The organism is Enterobacter sp. Ap-867, from assembly GCF_011752855.1.
In the GTDB taxonomy this organism is placed as follows: domain Bacteria; phylum Pseudomonadota; class Gammaproteobacteria; order Enterobacterales; family Enterobacteriaceae; genus Cedecea.
Genome location: NZ_VWWS01000006.1, coordinates 384,757 through 402,713 on the forward strand (window position 1 = coordinate 384,757; position 17,957 = coordinate 402,713).

At 54.3% G+C, this 17,957-nt stretch carries 15 protein-coding genes; 8 read left to right on the forward strand and 7 right to left on the reverse strand.

Features of this window, described 5'->3' with window-relative positions; translation table 11 throughout:
• Positions 1-28: 28 nt before the first annotated feature.
• From mnmG to asnC, 3 genes are all read right to left on the reverse strand, one after another.
• Positions 29-1,918, reverse strand: coding sequence for a tRNA uridine-5-carboxymethylaminomethyl(34) synthesis enzyme MnmG (gene mnmG, locus F3J26_RS16655; protein WP_166994943.1), 1,890 nt, complete (start codon positions 1,916-1,918; stop codon positions 29-31).
• A gap of 370 nt (positions 1,919-2,288) precedes the next feature.
• Positions 2,289-2,738, reverse strand: a complete 450-nt coding sequence (gene mioC, locus F3J26_RS16660) for an FMN-binding protein MioC (RefSeq protein ID WP_008457762.1) — start codon at positions 2,736-2,738, stop codon at positions 2,289-2,291.
• Between the two features lie 89 nt (positions 2,739-2,827).
• Entirely contained in the window at positions 2,828-3,286 is a 459-nt protein-coding gene (gene asnC / locus F3J26_RS16665) for a transcriptional regulator AsnC (RefSeq protein ID WP_008457765.1), read from the reverse strand.
• Positions 3,287-3,441: 155 nt separating this feature from the next.
• On the opposite strand from asnC, the gene asnA reads away from it, so the two are divergent.
• Positions 3,442-4,434, forward strand: a complete 993-nt coding sequence (gene asnA, locus F3J26_RS16670; protein ID WP_166994945.1) for an aspartate--ammonia ligase — start codon at positions 3,442-3,444, stop codon at positions 4,432-4,434.
• A gap of 3 nt (positions 4,435-4,437) precedes the next feature.
• Here asnA and viaA read toward each other — a convergent pair whose 3' ends face one another.
• On the reverse strand, positions 4,438-5,889 hold the full coding sequence (gene viaA, locus F3J26_RS16675; protein WP_166994947.1) for an ATPase RavA stimulator ViaA: 1,452 nt from the start codon (positions 5,887-5,889) through the stop codon (positions 4,438-4,440).
• The gene (gene ravA / locus F3J26_RS16680; protein ID WP_166994949.1) at positions 5,886-7,379 is read right to left on the reverse strand and encodes an ATPase RavA; all 1,494 of its coding nucleotides are present in this window, start codon (positions 7,377-7,379) and stop codon (positions 5,886-5,888) included. Before ravA ends, viaA begins: the two co-directional genes overlap by 4 nt.
• A gap of 224 nt (positions 7,380-7,603) precedes the next feature.
• Here ravA and kup point away from each other — a divergent pair, with 224 nt between their 5' ends.
• From kup to rbsR, 7 genes are all read left to right on the forward strand, one after another.
• Positions 7,604-9,472 carry a low affinity potassium transporter Kup gene (kup, locus tag F3J26_RS16685; RefSeq protein ID WP_008457772.1) on the forward strand — a complete coding sequence of 623 codons (1,869 nt, stop codon included), beginning with the start codon at positions 7,604-7,606 and terminating at the stop codon, positions 9,470-9,472.
• 214 nt (positions 9,473-9,686) lie between these two features.
• On the forward strand, positions 9,687-10,106 hold the full coding sequence (gene rbsD, locus F3J26_RS16690; RefSeq protein ID WP_166994951.1) for a D-ribose pyranase: 420 nt from the start codon (positions 9,687-9,689) through the stop codon (positions 10,104-10,106).
• 10 nt (positions 10,107-10,116) lie between these two features.
• Entirely contained in the window at positions 10,117-11,631 is a 1,515-nt protein-coding gene (rbsA, locus tag F3J26_RS16695; protein ID WP_166994953.1) for a ribose ABC transporter ATP-binding protein RbsA, read from the forward strand.
• Positions 11,628-12,593, forward strand: a complete 966-nt coding sequence (rbsC, locus tag F3J26_RS16700) for a ribose ABC transporter permease (RefSeq protein WP_008457775.1) — start codon at positions 11,628-11,630, stop codon at positions 12,591-12,593. The genes rbsA and rbsC overlap by 4 nt, the downstream gene beginning before the upstream one ends.
• A 27-nt stretch (positions 12,594-12,620) precedes the next feature.
• A complete protein-coding gene (gene rbsB, locus F3J26_RS16705; protein WP_008457776.1) occupies positions 12,621-13,508 on the forward strand; it encodes a ribose ABC transporter substrate-binding protein RbsB in 888 nt (295 codons plus the stop codon).
• A gap of 68 nt (positions 13,509-13,576) precedes the next feature.
• Positions 13,577-14,506 (forward strand): ribokinase, encoded by a 930-nt coding sequence (gene rbsK, locus F3J26_RS16710; RefSeq protein WP_008457777.1) that lies wholly within the window; start codon positions 13,577-13,579, stop codon positions 14,504-14,506.
• 3 nt (positions 14,507-14,509) lie between these two features.
• Positions 14,510-15,502, forward strand: a complete 993-nt coding sequence (gene rbsR / locus F3J26_RS16715) for a ribose operon transcriptional repressor RbsR (RefSeq protein ID WP_166994955.1) — start codon at positions 14,510-14,512, stop codon at positions 15,500-15,502.
• Here the strand turns inward: rbsR and mdtD are convergent.
• Both mdtD and F3J26_RS16725 read right to left on the reverse strand, forming a co-directional pair.
• Positions 15,499-16,893 carry a multidrug transporter subunit MdtD gene (gene mdtD, locus F3J26_RS16720; RefSeq protein ID WP_205246535.1) on the reverse strand — a complete coding sequence of 465 codons (1,395 nt, stop codon included), beginning with the start codon at positions 16,891-16,893 and terminating at the stop codon, positions 15,499-15,501. The two genes, rbsR and mdtD, sit on opposite strands and share 4 nt — an antisense overlap.
• A gap of 30 nt (positions 16,894-16,923) precedes the next feature.
• The gene (locus F3J26_RS16725) at positions 16,924-17,622 is read right to left on the reverse strand and encodes a FadR/GntR family transcriptional regulator (protein ID WP_166994957.1); all 699 of its coding nucleotides are present in this window, start codon (positions 17,620-17,622) and stop codon (positions 16,924-16,926) included.
• Positions 17,623-17,957: the final 335 nt, after the last annotated feature.

Here is a 17,957-nt window from a genome sequence, read left to right on the forward strand (position 1 = left end):
GGATTGCCTGGCCTGTTGTCGTCTGTTTTTAAGCGCTGCGTCGCAGCAGCCCTTGTTTTTTAAGCCAGACAAGCAAAATAGAGATTGCCGCAGGGGTAATACCCGAGATGCGCGATGCCTGGCCAATGGAAACCGGTTTGTGATCGTTAAGTTTGGCGATCACTTCGTTAGACAGCCCGCTCACCTGACTATAGTCGAGCGTGGCTGGTAACACAGTATTCTCATTGCGTTGCTGTTTTTCAATCTCATCCTGCTGGCGTGCAATATAGCCTTCGTATTTAACCTGGATCTCGACCTGTTCGGCAGCCTGAGGATCTTGAAGTCCTGGCGCAAAGGTCGACAGCTGCGTCATCGCCGCGTAGGTCATTTCTGGGCGACGCAGCAGATCTTCGCCGTTAGCTTCTTTGGAAAGCGGGGCACTGAGCTGCGCGTTCACCTCTGCTACCTGCTCAGAGTTCGGGTGCAGCCAGATATCTTTCAGGCGCTGACGCTCACGTTCGATCATTTCCAGTTTGTCGTTGAAGCGAGCCCAGCGAGCATCATCCACCAGACCCAGCTCACGACCGGCTTCGGTGAGACGCAGGTCGGCGTTGTCTTCACGCAGCATCAGGCGATATTCAGCCCTGGAAGTAAACATACGGTACGGTTCTTTGGTCCCCAGAGTGCACAGGTCATCAACCAGCACGCCAAGGTAAGCCAGATCGCGACGCGGTGCCCAACCCTCTTTCTCGGCAGAGAACCGAGCGGCATTGAGACCGGCAAGCAGACCCTGAGCAGCGGCTTCTTCGTAACCAGTGGTGCCGTTGATCTGACCAGCAAAGAACAGCCCCTGGATAAATTTGCTTTCCAGCGTTGGTTTCAGATCGCGCGGATCGAAAAAGTCATACTCAATCGCGTAGCCTGGGCGAACGATCTTCGCATTCTCCATTCCTTTCATCGAACGAACGATTTGCATCTGAACGTCAAAGGGCAGGCTGGTGGAGATCCCGTTCGGGTAAATCTCGTTGCTGGTCAGCCCTTCAGGCTCCAGGAAGATTTGGTGCGCGTTGCGATCGGCAAAACGCATCACTTTGTCTTCGATAGACGGACAGTAACGAGGACCAATGCCTTCGATAATCCCTGCATACATTGGACTGCGGTCGAGGTTATTACGAATGACCTCGTGAGTTTGCTCATTGGTATGCGTGATGTAGCAAGGTACCTGCTCCGGGTGCTGGTTCACGTTCCCCATGAAGGAGAAGACCGGCATCGGGTTATCTCCGTGCTGCGGAGCAAGTACGCTGAAATCAATGGTGCGGGCGTCAATGCGCGGAGGTGTCCCGGTTTTCAGGCGACTGACGCGCAAAGGCAGTTCACGTAAGCGACGTGAGAGCGGGATCGACGGAGGATCGCCCGCACGGCCGCCGCTGTAGTTATCCAGCCCGATGTGGATCTTACCATCCAGGAAGGTGCCTACCGTCAGCACAACCGCTTTCGCGCGGAATTTAAGCCCCATCTGGGTGACCGCACCGACGACACGATCGTTCTCAACGATAAGATCTTCAACCGCCTGCTGGAAAATCATCAGGTTTGGCTGGTTCTCCAGCGCGGTGCGTACGGCCTGACGGTAAAGCACGCGGTCTGCCTGAGCACGAGTGGCGCGGACTGCAGGGCCTTTGCTGGCGTTTAGTATTCTAAACTGAATGCCTGCATGATCGATCGCGGTAGCCATCAGGCCACCGAGAGCATCCACTTCCTTAACCAAATGTCCCTTGCCAATACCGCCAATAGCCGGGTTACAGGACATCTGTCCCAGCGTGTCGATATTGTGTGTCAGAAGCAGGGTCTGCTGACCCATACGAGCTGCGGCCATTGCCGCCTCTGTGCCTGCATGACCCCCGCCGATGATAATGACGTCAAAAGGATCTGGATAAAACATGGTAACTGCCTCGGTTTCGCGAATGAGGGTTTGTGACTTCCCGGGCTGGGGATTCTACTCAACTTTAGTCTTTCGAGAAAGCATCGGGATCTTCGGTTATTAAAAGAAGATCTTTTTTATTTAAAGATCTCTTTATTGTGATCTCTTATTAGGATCGACCACCTCTGTGGATAAGCCATTTATCCATTTTAGGATCAACAACCTGGAAAGGATCGTTTGCTGTGTACTACCGGTGATCCCAGACCGTATAAGCTGGGATCAGAATTGAGGTTTATGCACAACTCAAAAAGTGAACAGCGGTTGTTATTGGGATAACTACGGGTTAATCCAAGCTTTTAACCAGAGTTATCCACATCTGATCGCGCAATCTTTACACTTCAGGGAGTAAATTAATCCAGGAACCAACCCAAATTTCGGCTGGATCCTCAGGAATGTCGTGATCGAGGATGTTAATTTTGAGCAAGGATCCTATGCGGGTTGCACCGCATTCGGTCAGAAGCAGATCGATCTTCTCTATAGCACCGCAAAACGTGTCGTATTCACGGCTGCCGATCCCGATCGCGCCATAGCTTACGTCGCTCAGATCCGGGCGCTGTTCATTTATAGCGTCATAGAAAGGCTGCAGGTTGTCCGGCAGATCGCCAGCACCATGTGTGGAAGAGACCACCAGCCAGATACCGCTGGCTTTAAGATCTTCTAAAAGAGGGCCATGCAGCATTTCAGTGCCGTGTCCCGCTTCTTCAAGCTTCTCTGCCAGATGTTCTGCTACATATTCGGCACTACCCAGAGTACTGCCGCTAATCAGAGTGATATCAGCCATTGTGTCCCGCCTTTTCAAATCGTCGCGTATTGTACGCTGTGAAAGAGCGGGGATCTACCTGTGGATAATATGGGTATTAAAATTAACGATCAGGGCCGGATAGTGCGCATGATCGGGTTCTGCAGCGAGATCAGCGTTTCAGTGGACTGAATTTCATCGATTGTTTGGATCTTGTTGATAAGTACCTGCTGGAGGGCATCAATGGATCGGCACATCACCTTAATAAAGATGCTGTAGTGGCCGGTGGTGTAGTAAGCCTCAGTCACCTCATCCAGGTTTTCCAGCTTGGTCAGAGCGGAGGGATAATCTTTGGCGCTTTTCAGAATGATGCCAATAAAGCAGCAGACATCGTAGCCGAGCTGCTTCGGGCTGATGTCGATACGCGCCCCGGTAATGATCCCCGCCTGCTTCATCTTTTCGACGCGGACGTGAATGGTGCCCGGGCTGACGCCAAACTGTTTGGCCAGTTCTGCATATGCGGTGCGGGCATTGGCCATTAATGCTTCGAGTATGCCGCGATCGAGATTGTCGATCTGATAATTATCCATCACTTTTTCCTATGATAAATGCCGATTTTCCATTTTTTATAGCCTTAAATTCGTCGATTAAAAAGAGGCTGGCCTTTTTTATTGTTGATTATTGAATACGATGACGTTTCTGTTGCTTAATCGATGGAAGAAACACCACAACAAAGAGAAAAGCCATGAAAACCGCCTGGATTGCTAAACAACGTCAGATCAGTTTTGTGAAAACCCATTTTTCCCGTCAACTGGAAGAGAAGCTGGGCCTGATAGAAGTACAGGCGCCGATCCTCAGCCGCGTAGGGGATGGCACACAGGACAACCTATCTGGCAGCGAGAAAGCAGTGCAGGTGAAGGTGAAAACCTTGCCGCAGGCGCAGTTTGAAGTGGTGCATTCGCTGGCCAAATGGAAAAGAAAAACGCTCGGCCAGCACGACTTCAGCGCGGGCGAAGGGCTTTACACGCACATGAAAGCTCTTCGCCCCGATGAAGACCGTTTATCCCCGATTCACTCGGTCTATGTCGATCAGTGGGACTGGGAACGCGTGATGGGTGACGGCGAACGCCACACCGGCACGCTAAAACAAACCGTAGAGAGCATCTGGGCGGCAATTAAGGCTACCGAGGCTGAAGTGAGTGAACGGTTTGGCCTGGCCGCCTTGCTGCCGGAGAAAATCCATTTTGTTCACAGCGAAACGTTATTGCAGCGCTTCCCTGGTCTGGACGCAAAAGGCCGCGAGCGGGCTATCGCTAAAGAACTTGGCGCGGTCTTCTTAATCGGTATCGGGGGCAAGCTGTCGGACGGGAAACGTCACGACGTCCGCGCCCCGGATTATGATGACTGGTCAACCGGCGGGGAAGCAGGTTTACCGGGGCTGAACGGCGATATCCTGGTCTGGAACCCGGTGCTGGAAGATGCGCTGGAGCTTTCTTCTATGGGGATCCGCGTGGATGCGGACACCCTGAAGCGCCAGCTGGCGATCAGCGGAGATGAAGACAGGCTCCAGCTCGAATGGCACCAGTCGTTGGTGAAAGGTGAAATGCCGCAAACCATCGGCGGCGGCATTGGCCAGTCTCGTCTGACGATGCTGCTGCTTCAGCTGCCGCATATTGGCCAGGTTCAGTGCGGCGTCTGGTCGCCAGAAGTGCAGGCTAAGGTTAGCGACCTGCTGTGAGTCTTAGCGCCGCCAGCGACGCAGCAGGCGGCTTCTCATCCCGGTGTCAAAGCGCCAGATATGGTCAAAGATGCGCATGATGCCGGGTTTTCCATGCCCCGACATGGCGACCGCGTGAAAGCGGTTCTGATACTGCCGCTGCAGCGCCTTCACGCTGCTGACGACATCGTCCGGTAGCCGCTGGGCGATAAAATCTGAGATCACCACCGCATCGGCATCGTGCCAGTCTCCGGTTTGCATTTTTTCCAGGATCGAGCGGAAACAGCTGGCAAGATCCGTCCCGCCGCTGAAGTGCTGGCTTAAAAAACGGATCGCCTGATCGATGCCGTCCCGCCCGCTGACCTCATAGCGCACCACTTCGCTGGAAAACAGCATAATAAAGCAGCGCCGGTTGTCGGCGAGGGCAATGCGCATCAGCGCCAGGCAAAAAGCCTTTGCGCATTGCTCGTTGAACCCGCCCATGGAGCCGGAAGTGTCCACGCAGACAATAAATGGCCCGCGAGGTTGTTCGTCAAAATCCTGATGGGCGACCGGGCGTTCGATGATTTTTTCACGCCATGCGTCACCGTGCAGACGGTAAGTGAGCAGTTGCTTCTCCACCAGGCGGCGGTAGAACTCAAATTCCAGTTCGGTAATCCCCAGGGTTGCCAGTTCGGGCGGCAGCAGGCGCAGGATATCGTCGCTGCGCTGTAGGCCGTCAACCTGTTCGGGCACGGTGGCAGGTTCCCGAACCAGCATACGCCAGGGCTCCGTGGGGGAATCTTTCCGCGGGACCGATTTTGCCTCGCGGGAGCGGCCCAGCTGTTCGGCAAGCTGCATCAGCTCGGGCTGGCCGGTGAGAAACTCGCCGTATTGCACAATCAGCTGATAGTCCCCGCGCTTGAGCGTGCCGCCGCTCATGTCCCACAGCTTGCCCGCTGCTTTATCGTTTTCGGCAAGTGCGGGGTCCAGTTGCCCGCTAAGTGCCAGCCGCTCCTGAATCTCCGCCAGCAGCTTGTCGCGCTCGTCTTCTAACAGCTGCTGGTTAAGCGACGTGGCCTGTACAACCAGGCTCAACCGCCAGCGCTGCAGAAACAGCGTATGCTGCGCCGGGGTGAAGTGCGGGTTATCAGCCACCAGCGTTTTGGCCTGTTCATAGAACGGCGAGCCGAGCTTATGCAGCAGCTGAATAATTTCCGGCAGCCGCATGATGAGCTGCCCGGTGGTGAGTAACTGACTCTGCTGGTAGCAAAGGACTTCCTGCGCCAGCTCATCCGGGACGTGTCCGTCCTTCAGTCGGCCTTTAAGCTGGTCTCGCCAGCGAGGTAAGTCTTCACTAACTGCTTTTTTCAAACGCGGGAATTTTTCGAAAAACACCGCCAGCTGCGGGGCAGCCAGCAGGGTAATAATGATCTCTTCTATCAGTTCGCCTTCACCAATAGTCAGGATCATATCCAGCGTTTCAACGCTTATCATTGCCGGGCCTGTTTCAGCTGTGCCGCAACGTCCTGCAGGCTGGCTTCAATTTTTCCCAGCCAGTCGCTTTCAATAAACAGGCATTTTTGCTGATCGTTAAAGCGCTCGTGCTGCTGGTGTAACGCGGCGTCGAGATCGTCAAACTGCTTTTTGATCTCATCCGGTACGCCCTGTTGCTGGTGGCCCGGCAGCGCCAGCCGTGTGGCCTGGAGGCTAACATCGCGAATGGTCAGGTGCAGGCTGTTGTCCACTTCAAGGTTAAGCAACTGCGCAAAACCAATGCCGTTCAACTTGCCGCGGATCTCGCCTCCTTTATTAAGCCACTGCGCCAGCGCCTCACGCGCCAGGGTGATATGAATCACTTCGATATCGTGCAGTTTCAGCGGCTTTTGCAGTAAAAGCGTTAGCGTTTCGCCGGTTATCTCATCCGGGAGCTGATACTGCGGCTTGCGGCTGAACATGCCTGTCTGCTTGAGCACGGTGAAAGCGTCCCGATCGCTGCTTTGCTGCTGAAGCTGGAGGCGGCGCTGGACGATGCCGCTGAGCTTGCTCAGAATGGCCTGCTGCTGCCACGCGTGGCCGGTCATCAAAACTTCAATCTGCTGCTGCATCAAATTCATGGTTGCCGTGTCGTGCCACAGACAGTCTTTGAGCAGGATAAGATCGATAGGCGCCACGGCATCGCGGCCGTTAAAGAAGGCGCAGGCCTGCAGCAGACGAATGGCTTTTTTCCAGCGGCGATCGGATACATAAGGAGCCCCCGGCGTGGCCTCAAGCAGCTGCCTCAGGGTGAAGATCAGTTCAAAAACGTCGTCCGGCAGCTCGACGCCGCCAATTTGCTGCTGCCAGGTGAAATATTCTTCATCGGTAACCTGCAGGTTTTCGGTGACCGGATTAAAGTTTTCGTCGTGCTGGCTGATGAGCATTGAGCGGAAATTCGCTTTGTCCTGTACTTTGTCGAGCCACAGGCGGATTAGCATGCGGTCATACAGCGCTTCCAGGCTGCTGTCCGCTTCGGGCAGCTCGTTAGAGGCGGCCACCAGCAGGCGCATGGGGATTTTTTCTTCGCTGGCGCCGTTGCGGAAGCGGCGTTCGTTAATGGCGGTCAGCAGGGTGTTTAAAATTGCCGGGCCCGCTTTCCAGATCTCATCCAGAAACACGATTTCGGCTTCCGGCAGGTAGCCGGCGGTCAGGCGCTCATAGCGGCCTTCATCTTTCAGCGCCTGAATAGAAAGCGGGCCAAAAACTTCTTCTGGCGTTGAGAAGCGAGTCATTAGATATTCAAAGGCGCGCGCTTCGCGAAAGGCGAATTTCAGGCGGCGGGCGATCAGGCTTTTTGCAATGCCTGGCGGACCAAGTAAAAAGACGCTTTCGCCGCTCAGCGCCGCCAGCAAACAGAGACGAACGGCGTGCTGACGTTCAAAAAGTCCCTTTTCCAGCGCCTGGCTGAGACGAGAAATTCTTTCAGCCAGCAAATGTGATTGAGCCATAATTAGCTTTGCATCCTTACGCGGTTAACCCTGTGGAGAAACGCGAGTATAGCGTTTATTTTTAGCCAGTTAATGTGCTGATTATGCCGCATGCAACGTTTGAGCTGAGATAAGTCAAATGCATTTAGGAGTACGATTTACACAATTATCGTGCATACTGTGCGCCGTTTTGTGGGCCAAGGGACTAAGCACACGTTTTCGGGATTCCAACAAAAGATTAGTCTATGAGCGCTGATAATAAACAATCGTTGCCGGCCGTTACGCTGGCTGCTATCGGGGTTGTGTACGGTGATATAGGTACCAGCCCGCTTTATACCCTTCGTGAATGCCTGTCCGGGCAGTTTGGGTTTGGCGTTGAACGCGACGCCGTGTTTGGCTTTTTGTCGTTAATTTTTTGGCTGTTGGTACTGGTCGTCTCCATCAAATATCTCACCTTCGTGATGCGGGCGGATAACGCCGGGGAAGGCGGGATCTTAACGCTAATGTCGCTTGCCGGGCGTAATACGACGGCGCGAATGACCTCTGTACTGGTGATCATGGGGTTGATTGGCGGCAGCTTCTTCTACGGCGAGGTGGTTATCACACCGGCGATATCGGTGATGTCGGCCATAGAGGGTCTTGAGATAGCCGCGCCGCAGCTCGATCAGTACATTGTTCCCCTTTCTATTATTGTTCTGACGCTGCTGTTTATGATTCAGAAGCACGGTACCGGGATGGTGGGCAAGCTGTTTGCTCCGGTGATGCTGCTGTGGTTCCTGACGCTCGCTGTTCTGGGCGCGCGCAGTATCATCGGCAACCCGGAAGTTCTGCAGGCGCTTAACCCGGCCTGGGCGGTGAATTTCTTCGTGCAGTACAAAGCCGTGTCGTTCGTTGCTCTCGGCGCTGTTGTGCTGGCTATAACCGGGGTTGAAGCGCTATATGCCGATATGGGGCACTTTGGTAAGCTCCCGATTCGTATCGCATGGTTTATCGCGGTTCTGCCTTCATTAGTTCTGAACTATTTTGGCCAGGGCGCGCTGCTGTTAAAGAACCCGGAAGCGATTAAAAACCCGTTCTTCCTACTGGCACCTGACTGGGCGCTGATCCCTTTATTGGTCCTGGCGACGCTGGCAACGGTTATTGCCTCTCAGGCCGTGATTTCCGGCGTATTCTCGCTGACTCGTCAGGCGGTTCGCCTGGGTTATCTCTCGCCAATGCGCATCATCCATACCTCAGAAATGGAGTCCGGGCAGATTTACATTCCGGCGATTAACTGGATTCTGTATATCGCCGTGGTGATCGTCATCGTTAGCTTCGAACATTCAAGTAACCTGGCGGCGGCATACGGGATCGCAGTAACCGGCACGATGGTGCTGACCTCGATTCTCTGCTGCACCGTCGCGCGCAAAAACTGGCACTGGAATAAAATTGCCGTGCTCCTGATGTGCGTGGGCTTCCTGTTTATCGACGTGCCGCTGTTCTCTGCTAACCTCGAGAAAATCGTCTCTGGCGGCTGGCTGCCGCTCACGCTGGGGCTTGTCATGTTTACCATCATGACGACGTGGAAGAGCGAGCGTTTCCGCCTGCTGCGCCGTATGCACGAGCACGGTAACTCGCTGGAAGCGATGATTGCGTCCCTTGAGAAGTCTCCGCCGGTTCGCGTACCGGGCACCGCGGTTTATATGTCCCGTGCGTTGAACGTGATCCCGTTTGCCATGCTGCACAACCTGAAGCACAACAAAGTGCTGCATGAGCGAGTCGTACTGCTGACGCTGCGCACCGAAGATGCCCCATACGTTCACAACGTTAAACGCGTTTCTATTGAGCAGCTGTCACCCACCTTCTGGCGCGTGGTGGCCAGCTACGGCTGGCGTGAAACGCCGAACGTGGAAGAGATTTTCCACCGCTGTGGTTTGGAAGGCCTAAGCTGTCGGATGATGGAAACCTCGTTCTTCATGTCGCATGAGTCGCTGATTATCGGTAAGCGTCCGTGGTATCTCCGCCTGCGCGGCAAGCTGTTCCTCGCCCTGCAGCGAAATGCCCTGCGCGCGCCTGACCAGTTTGAGATCCCGCCGAACAGGGTTATCGAGCTGGGCACCCAGGTCGAGATTTAAGTCAGCCAGTCTTTACTGGCCTGATGCCCTCACCCCAATCCTCTCCCACAAGGAGAGGGCGCAAAGACTAAAAAACGGTACTCAGGTACCGTTTTGCATTTATTAGCGAAACGTTTCGATGTTGATCACACTTCTTTAACCTGGTGGTTGTTTAACCGCCACCTCTTTTCCTACACTCATTATCAGCGAAACGTTTCGCTAGTGGAGCAGGAAAATGAAGAAAGGTACCGTTCTTAACGCTGATATTTCGGCCGTTATCTCCCGTCTGGGGCACACCGATTCACTGGTGATTGCCGATGCCGGGCTGCCAATTCCGCGCCATACCCAGCGCATTGATTTGGCATTAACTCACGGCGTTCCGGGCTTTATGCAGGTCGTGGATGTGGTAACGCAGGAAATGCAGGTTGAGGCGGCAATCATTGCTTCTGAAATCAAACAACATAATCCCGTGCTTCACGAAACGTTGCTCAGCCATATTGAGCAACTGCAAAAACACCAGGGAAACACCATAACTATTCGTTACATCAGCCATGAGCAGTTCAAGCAGCACACCGCGGATGCACATGCGGTTATTCGCAGCGGGGAGTGTTCCCCGTATGCGAATATCATTCTCTGTGCCGGCGTAACCTTCTGAGGAGGTCAGCATGGAACCCTTACTGCAACTTAAAGGGATCGATAAATCGTTCCCAGGGGTGAAAGCCCTGTCTGGTGCGGCGTTGAACGTTTACCCGGGCCGCGCAATGGCGCTGGTGGGTGAGAACGGCGCCGGCAAATCCACGATGATGAAAGTCCTGACCGGGATCTACACCAAAGATGCCGGTTCGCTGCTGTGGCTGGGAAAAGAAACTGCCTTTAGCGGGCCAAAAGCGTCTCAGGAAGCCGGTATCGGGATTATCCACCAGGAACTCAACCTGATCCCGCAGCTCAGCATTGCGGAGAACATCTTCCTTGGCCGCGAGTTTGTCGGGCATTTTGGCAACATTGACTGGAAGAAGATGTACCGTGAAGCCGACAAGCTGCTGGCGAAGCTGAATTTACGCTACACCAGCGAGCGTCTGGTGGGCGAGCTGTCGATTGGCGATCAGCAAATGGTTGAGATTGCCAAGGTGCTGAGCTTTGAGTCCAAAGTCATCATCATGGATGAACCGACCGATGCGCTGACCGACACGGAAACCGAGTCGCTGTTCCGCGTTATCCGTGAGCTGAAGGCTCAGGGCTGCGGCATCGTTTATATCTCCCACCGCATGAAAGAGATTTTTGAGGTGTGCGACGACGTGACAGTGCTGCGTGACGGGCAGTTTATTGCCGAGCGCGAAGTCTCCACGCTTACCGAAGATACCCTGATCGAAATGATGGTTGGCCGCAAGCTGGAAGACCAGTATCCGCATCTGGACAAACAGCCCGGCGATATTCGCCTGCGGGTCGATAACGTATCTGGCCCCGGCGTGAAGGCGGTTTCTTTCACGCTGCGTAAAGGTGAAATCCTCGGCGTTGCCGGGCTGATGGGTGCCGGGCGTACCGAATTGATGAAAGTGCTTTATGGCGCGCTGCCGAGAAGCGGTGGCTATGTGGCGCTGGATGGCCGTGAAGTAGTGACTCGTTCTCCGCAAGATGGATTGGCTAATGGCATCGTTTATATCTCTGAAGACCGCAAGCGTGATGGGCTGGTTCTGGGGATGTCGGTGAAGGAGAACATGTCGTTGACCGCGCTGCGTTATTTCAGTCGCGGGGCTGGCAGCCTGAAGCATAAAGATGAGCAGCAGGCGGTGCAGGACTTTATTCGCCTGTTCAACGTCAAAACGCCTTCCATGGAACAGCCAATTGGCCTGCTGTCCGGCGGTAACCAACAGAAAGTTGCCATCGCGCGTGGCCTGATGACCCGTCCGAAAGTGCTGATCCTCGACGAGCCAACTCGTGGCGTCGACGTTGGAGCGAAAAAAGAAATTTATCAGTTAATTAACCAGTTTAAAGCCGAAGGGTTGAGCATCATCCTTGTGTCGTCCGAGATGCCGGAAGTGCTGGGCATGAGCGACCGCATTATGGTTATTCACGAAGGGCGACTGAGCGGGGAGTTCTCCCGTGAAGAAGCCACCCAGGAGGCGCTGATGGCCGCGGCCGTTGGCAAGCTTAATCGAGTGAATCAGGAGTTAGATAAATGAGTACCCAGACCGTGTCCACCCGTCGCTGGTTCACCAAAGCGTGGCTGATGGAGCAAAAATCGCTGATCGCTCTGCTGGTGCTGATTGCGATTGTCTCGGCCCTGAGCCCGAACTTCTTTACCGTGAATAACCTGTTCAACATCCTGCAGCAAACGTCGGTGAACGCCATTATGGCGGTGGGGATGACGCTGGTCATTCTGACCTCCGGGATCGACCTGTCCGTCGGTTCTCTTCTGGCGTTGACCGGGGCGGTGGCGGCCTCGATTGTGGGCTTTGAGGTCAATGCGCTGGTGGCCGTTGCGGCTGCGCTGGCTCTTGGGGCTGCCATTGGTGCCGTAACGGGTGTGATTGTAGCGAAAGGGCGGGTTCAGGCCTTTATTGCCACCCTGGTGATGATGCTGCTGCTGCGCGGGGTGACGCTGGTTTACACCAACGGCAGCCCGATGAATACCGGCTTCTCGGACAATGCTGATCTGTTTGGCTGGTTCGGTATTGGCCGCCCGCTGGGGATCCCAACGCCGGTCTGGATCATGGCGATTGTCTTCCTGGCCGCGTGGTACATGTTGCACCATACTCGCCTGGGGCGTTACATCTATGCGCTCGGCGGCAACGAAGCGGCAACGCGCCTGTCAGGCATTAGCGTCAACAAAGTGAAAATCATCGTCTACTCTCTGTGTGGTCTGCTGGCGTCGCTGGCCGGGATCATCGAAGTAGCACGTCTTTCCTCTGCGCAGCCAACGGCGGGTGCGGGATATGAACTGGATGCTATTGCGGCGGTTGTGCTGGGCGGTACCAGCCTGGCGGGCGGCAAAGGCCGGATTGTCGGCACGCTGATCGGGGCATTGATCCTCGGCTTCCTGAACAACGGTCTGAATTTATTAGGTGTTTCTTCTTATTACCAGATGATCGTCAAAGCGGTGGTAATTTTGCTGGCGGTGCTGGTGGACAATAAAAAGCAGTAAAACCATAACCCTACAGGACATCTGACTATGAACATGAAAAAACTGGCTACCCTGGTTTCCGCTGTCGCCCTGAGCGCCACCGTAAGCGCAAACGCCATGGCAAAAGACACCATCGCGCTGGTGGTGTCTACCCTGAATAACCCGTTCTTCGTGTCGCTGAAAGATGGCGCGCAGAAAGAAGCCGACAAGCTGGGCTACAACCTGGTGGTGCTGGATTCACAAAACAACCCGGCAAAAGAGCTGGCCAACGTGCAGGACTTAACGGTTCGCGGCACCAAATTAATGCTGATTAACCCAACGGATTCCGACGCGGTGGGCAATGCCGTTAAGATGGCAAACCAGGCTAAAATCCCGGTGATCACTCTCGACCGTATGGCAAACCAGGGGACCGTGGTGAGCCACATTGCTTCTGATAACGTTGCTGGCGGCAAAATGGCCGGTGATTACATCGCTAAGAAACTGGGCGACGGCGCGAAAGTCATTGAACTGCAGGGGATTGCTGGTGCTTCCGCAGCCCGTGAACGTGGTGAAGGTTTCAAACAGGCTGTTGCGGCACATAAATTTGACGTGCTGGCCAGCCAGCCCGCTGACTTCGACCGTACTAAAGGTCTGAACGTTATGCAGAACCTGCTGACTGCACACCCTAACGTTCAGGCTGTGTTTGCTCAGAACGACGAAATGGCACTGGGTGCCCTGCGTGCGCTGCAAACCGCGGGTAAATCTGATGTGCTGGTCGTCGGTTTCGATGGTACGGCTGACGGCGTGAAAGCGGTTGAAGGCGGCAAACTGGGCGCGACAGTGGCTCAGATGGCTGACCAGATCGGCGTTATCGGTGTGGAAACCGCTGATAAAGTGCTGAAAGGCGAGAAAGTGGATGCGAAAATCCCGGTTGATTTGAAACTGATCACCAAATAAGAATTAAAGAAAAGCAGGGCAACGCGCCGCTCAGGCATGAGCGGCGCACTCAAACTGGATATTAAGATATGAAAAGCACAGGCAAACTCGTCGTTCTTGGCAGCATCAATGCTGACCATATCCTCAACCTCGAACATTTCCCAACGCCGGGTGAAACCGTCACCGGGCAGGGGTATCAGGTGGCGTTCGGCGGTAAAGGTGCGAACCAGGCCGTTGCGGCAGGGCGCAGTGGAGCAGACATTGCGTTTATTGCCTGTGTGGGCGATGACGATACCGGTGGCCGCGTTTGTAAGCAGCTTGCCAGCGATAATATTGATACTTCGCCAATCAGTACCATTAAAGATGAAGCGACCGGCGTGGCGCTGATTTTTGTCAACGGCGCAGGTGAAAACGTGATCGGCATTCACGCCGGCGCGAATGCCGCTTTGACTCCCGAACTGGTGGCAGCGCAACAGCAGAAAATTGCTGATGCTTCGGCGTTATTAATGCAGCTGGAATCCCCGCTTGAGAGCGTTCTGGCTGCAGCGAAAATTGCCCATCAGCACCAGACCAAAGTGATTCTGAATCCGGCCCCGGCCTGTGAGCTCTCTGATGAGCTTCTGTCTCTGTTAGATATGATCACTCCGAACGAAACGGAAGCAGAAAAGTTGACTGGCGTGCGGGTTGAGAATGATGCAGATGCTGCCAAAGCTGCTGAAGTGCTGCACGGTAAAGGTATCGACACAGTGATTATCACGCTCGGCAGCCGTGGTGTATGGCTAAGCGAAAAAGGTCACGGCAAACGAGTGCCGGGCTTTAAGGTAAAAGCTGTCGATACTATTGCCGCTGGCGACACTTTTAACGGTGCGCTGGTGACTGCATTGCTCGAAGATAAGCCGATGGAAGATGCCGTGCGATTTGCTCACGCTGCCGCCGCAATTGCCGTGACGCGAAAAGGCGCTCAGCCTTCCGTGCCGTGGCGCAAGGAAATAGATGAGTTCCTGCAGCAGCAGAGGTAAGTCATGGCTACCATGAAAGACGTCGCCCGCCTGGCGGGCGTTTCTACTTCTACCGTTTCCCACGTCATTAATAACGATCGCTTTGTTAGCGATGCCATTCGTCAGAAGGTTGAGGCCGCGGTAAAAACGCTGAACTATGCGCCTTCTGCGTTGGCTCGCAGCCTCAAGCTGAATCAAACGCATACCATCGGTATGCTGATCACCGCGAGTAGCAACCCCTTCTATTCCGAGCTGGTTCGAGGCGTGGAGCGCAGCTGCTTTGAGCGCGGCTACAGCCTGGTGCTGTGTAACACCGAAGGCGATGAGCACCGCATGAACCGAAATCTGGAAACGCTGCTGCAAAAGCGCGTCGATGGATTACTGTTGTTGTGCACCGAAACGCATCAGCCTTCGCCTGAAATCATCAACCGCTACCCGACTATCCCGACAGTAATGATGGACTGGGCTCCGTTTGAGGGGCAGAGCGATGTGATTCAGGATAACTCGCTGCTCGGCGGAGAAATGGCGACACAGCACCTGATCGACAATGGCTATACCCGTATTGCCTGCATCGCCGGGCCGCAGGATAAAACGCCTGCCAGACTGCGCCTTGAAGGCTACCGCAAAGCCATGGCTCAGGCCGGACTGGCTATTCATCCGGGCTATGAAATTATTGGCGACTTCGAGTTTCAGGGCGGGTTTAGCGCCATGAGCGAACTGCTTACCCTGGCGAACAGGCCGGACGCTGTATTCATGGGGAATGACGCTATGGCCGTTGGGGCCTACCATGCTTTATATCAGGCTGGTCTTAGCATTCCGCAGGATATGGCGGTGATTGGCTACGATGATATTGAGCTTGCACGCTACATGACGCCGCCGCTGACGACGATTCACCAGCCCAAAGATGAGCTAGGCGAATTGGCCGTGGATGTGCTGATCCACCGGATGGGGCAACCAGACCTGGCGCAGCAACGGTTACTGCTGACGCCAGAGCTGGTGGAGCGAAGCTCCGTTTAAGGTTTGTGACGTTCTTTTATTAAGTTGCGCCCGTCTTTGGAGCGCAGTAGCAAAAATACCGCCGATGAGACCAGCGTTATCGCGCCCATCGTCAACAGGGTGTAGTGGAATTGCTCGATGGTATTGACGCTTTCTATGCCTTCCCATGCTCTAAGCACCGCGGCACTAACGGCAACCCCAAGGCTAATTGAAAGCTGCTGAGTTACGGCCAGCACGCTGTTGCCGCTGCTGGCGTTTTCATCCGTCAGGTCCGCAAGGGTGATGGTGTTCATGGCCGTAAACTGCGTCGACATTGCCATCCCTAATATAAAGAGGGGCAGGATCAGCAGCCAGACTTCCATGCCCGGTGACTGCAGCGAGAACTGGGCAATCAGCAGGCCGATGACCAATGTGATCCCGACCAGCGTTTTACGATAGCCCAGCCAGCGCAGCACCTGCGTGACGGTCGATTTAGCCAGTAGCGAACCGACCGCCGTAGGTGCCATCATGCAGCCAGCCAATAATGCTGAATAGCCAAACCCCACCTGCAGCATAAGCGGCATTAAAAAAGGCACGCAACCGGTGCCGAGGCGTGAGGCTATATTGCCGACTATGCCAACGGAGAAGGTACGCGTCTTAAAGAGAGGCAGGGGAATAAGCGGCGTTGGAACGCGGCGGGCATGCCAGACATAAGTCAGCAGCAGTAAAATCCCGCCCAGAATCACTAACATGCCTATATAGCTGGCGACAATCCGCTCGCCAAACAGCTCAACCCCGCTGGATATCAGCACCAGGCCCGCGCCAAATAGCAAGAAGCCGCTCATATCAAACCCGCGCTTCGGCGTGGTGAAGTTGGGCATGTACTTGCGGGCATACAGCAGGCCCAGAATGCCAATCGGAATATTGATTAAAAATATCCAGTGCCAGCTTGCCCAGGTGACCAGAACGCCGCCGAGCAGTGGGCCGATAATGGGGCCGACCAGACCGGGCATGGTGACAAAGTTAAGTACAGGCAACAGCTCGCTGCGTGGGTAAGCCCGAAGTAATGCCAGACGGGCAACCGGCATCATCATCGCGCCGCCAATTCCCTGAATCACGCGAAAGATGACCAGCTCGGTTAAAGATCCAGACATGGCGCAGGCAAAAGAGCCGAGAGTGAACAGGCTAACGGCCAGCATAAATACGCGGCGTGTGCCGAAGCGGTCCGCTAACCAACCGCTTACCGGGATAAGCATGGCGACGGTTAAGGTGTAGCTAATAATGGCAGCCTGCATGGCCAGCGGGGAGCGATTCAGGCTATGGGCTATTGCCGGTAGCGCGGTGTTAAGGATGGTGGCATCCAAAGCCTGCATAAAGAAAGCCATTGCGGCTATCCAAGGCAGGCCGGCCATGCTGCGTGCTGTTTTCGTCATTATTATCCTGAAGGTTATGTGCGCTTTAGACTACAGATGAGTGACGGGTTCCTTTAATAGCGCCAGGCAGGCGTTAAAAGCGGCCTGTCCCTCTCCCTTAGCAATGGCATCCACAATCGCCTGATGCAAATCGAGCTTAATGACTTCGTTATCGGTAATCGCGGTGAAGTAATTGTAATAAATCGATCTGAATAAGTTCGCGAAAGATGTCATGAAAGGGTTACCACTCATTTCATAGATAAGTTCGTGGTAGGCCATATCCACTTCAATCCACCGCTGACGGTCAAAGGCCGTCTGCAGTTCTGTCATTTGCGCCATCAGTTGAGTAAGCCTGGTTCGCTGCTGCTCATTACTATTAATAGCGGCTAATGCGCAGGCCTGTGGCTCCAGGCTATTACGCATAATCAAAAACTCTTCTACTACATGGCTGAAGTTATCTTTGGTCATCCACCAGGCTATCAGTTCTTTATCAAGGAAGTTCCAGTGGCTGCGGGGCATGACGCGAGTGCCAATCCTTGGGCGAGGCAACAGCATGCCTTTAGCGGCTAGCGTCTTGACGGCTTCACGAACGGCTGTCCGGCTGACGCCAAAGAGATCACCCAGTTCCATCTCGCCCGGAAGAATGCTGCCTGCCGCATATTCACCCTTGAGAATTCGCTGGGCAATTTTCTCTGCCAGCACATAAGAAAGGTTTTTTTGGGCGGCGAGTTGTTGAGTGGATAAAGACATGACGCAATTCCTTTAGCTGTATTTCTTACCCTAGTATGCCACCGGCGGTGATTTTGCGGTGATTTATGCAGCAAATATCCCGGATTTGCTGGCTTTCTGCGCGCCGTTGGTGAAAAAGAATGCGGTCAGAAAGTTTTTTCAAATTAGGGGTTGTCAGGCTCTGAGAACTCCCTATAATGCGCCTCCACTGACACGGCGAAGCGGCTTTGAAAGCGGCTTCACAACCCGGTAGTCAGTCAGACGAAAGCGAAAATAAACGCTTGACTCTGAAAGAGGAAAGCGTATTATACGCCACCTCGAGTTAGCAAGCGAAAGCGACTGACTCACTGCTCTTT

Coding starts and splice junctions, on each gene's coding strand:
- mnmG (WP_166994943.1), bottom strand. CDS start 1,918: ATGTTTTATCCAGATCCTTTTGACGTCATTATCATCGGCGGGGGTCAT.
- mioC (WP_008457762.1), bottom strand. CDS start 2,738: ATGGCTGATATCACTCTGATTAGCGGCAGTACTCTGGGTAGTGCCGAA.
- asnC (WP_008457765.1), bottom strand. CDS start 3,286: ATGGATAATTATCAGATCGACAATCTCGATCGCGGCATACTCGAAGCA.
- asnA (WP_166994945.1), top strand. CDS start 3,442: ATGAAAACCGCCTGGATTGCTAAACAACGTCAGATCAGTTTTGTGAAA.
- viaA (WP_166994947.1), bottom strand. CDS start 5,889: ATGATAAGCGTTGAAACGCTGGATATGATCCTGACTATTGGTGAAGGC.
- ravA (WP_166994949.1), bottom strand. CDS start 7,379: ATGGCTCAATCACATTTGCTGGCTGAAAGAATTTCTCGTCTCAGCCAG.
- kup (WP_008457772.1), top strand. CDS start 7,604: ATGAGCGCTGATAATAAACAATCGTTGCCGGCCGTTACGCTGGCTGCT.
- rbsD (WP_166994951.1), top strand. CDS start 9,687: ATGAAGAAAGGTACCGTTCTTAACGCTGATATTTCGGCCGTTATCTCC.
- rbsA (WP_166994953.1), top strand. CDS start 10,117: ATGGAACCCTTACTGCAACTTAAAGGGATCGATAAATCGTTCCCAGGG.
- rbsC (WP_008457775.1), top strand. CDS start 11,628: ATGAGTACCCAGACCGTGTCCACCCGTCGCTGGTTCACCAAAGCGTGG.
- rbsB (WP_008457776.1), top strand. CDS start 12,621: ATGAACATGAAAAAACTGGCTACCCTGGTTTCCGCTGTCGCCCTGAGC.
- rbsK (WP_008457777.1), top strand. CDS start 13,577: ATGAAAAGCACAGGCAAACTCGTCGTTCTTGGCAGCATCAATGCTGAC.
- rbsR (WP_166994955.1), top strand. CDS start 14,510: ATGGCTACCATGAAAGACGTCGCCCGCCTGGCGGGCGTTTCTACTTCT.
- mdtD (WP_205246535.1), bottom strand. CDS start 16,893: ATGACGAAAACAGCACGCAGCATGGCCGGCCTGCCTTGGATAGCCGCA.
- F3J26_RS16725 (WP_166994957.1), bottom strand. CDS start 17,622: ATGTCTTTATCCACTCAACAACTCGCCGCCCAAAAAAACCTTTCTTAT.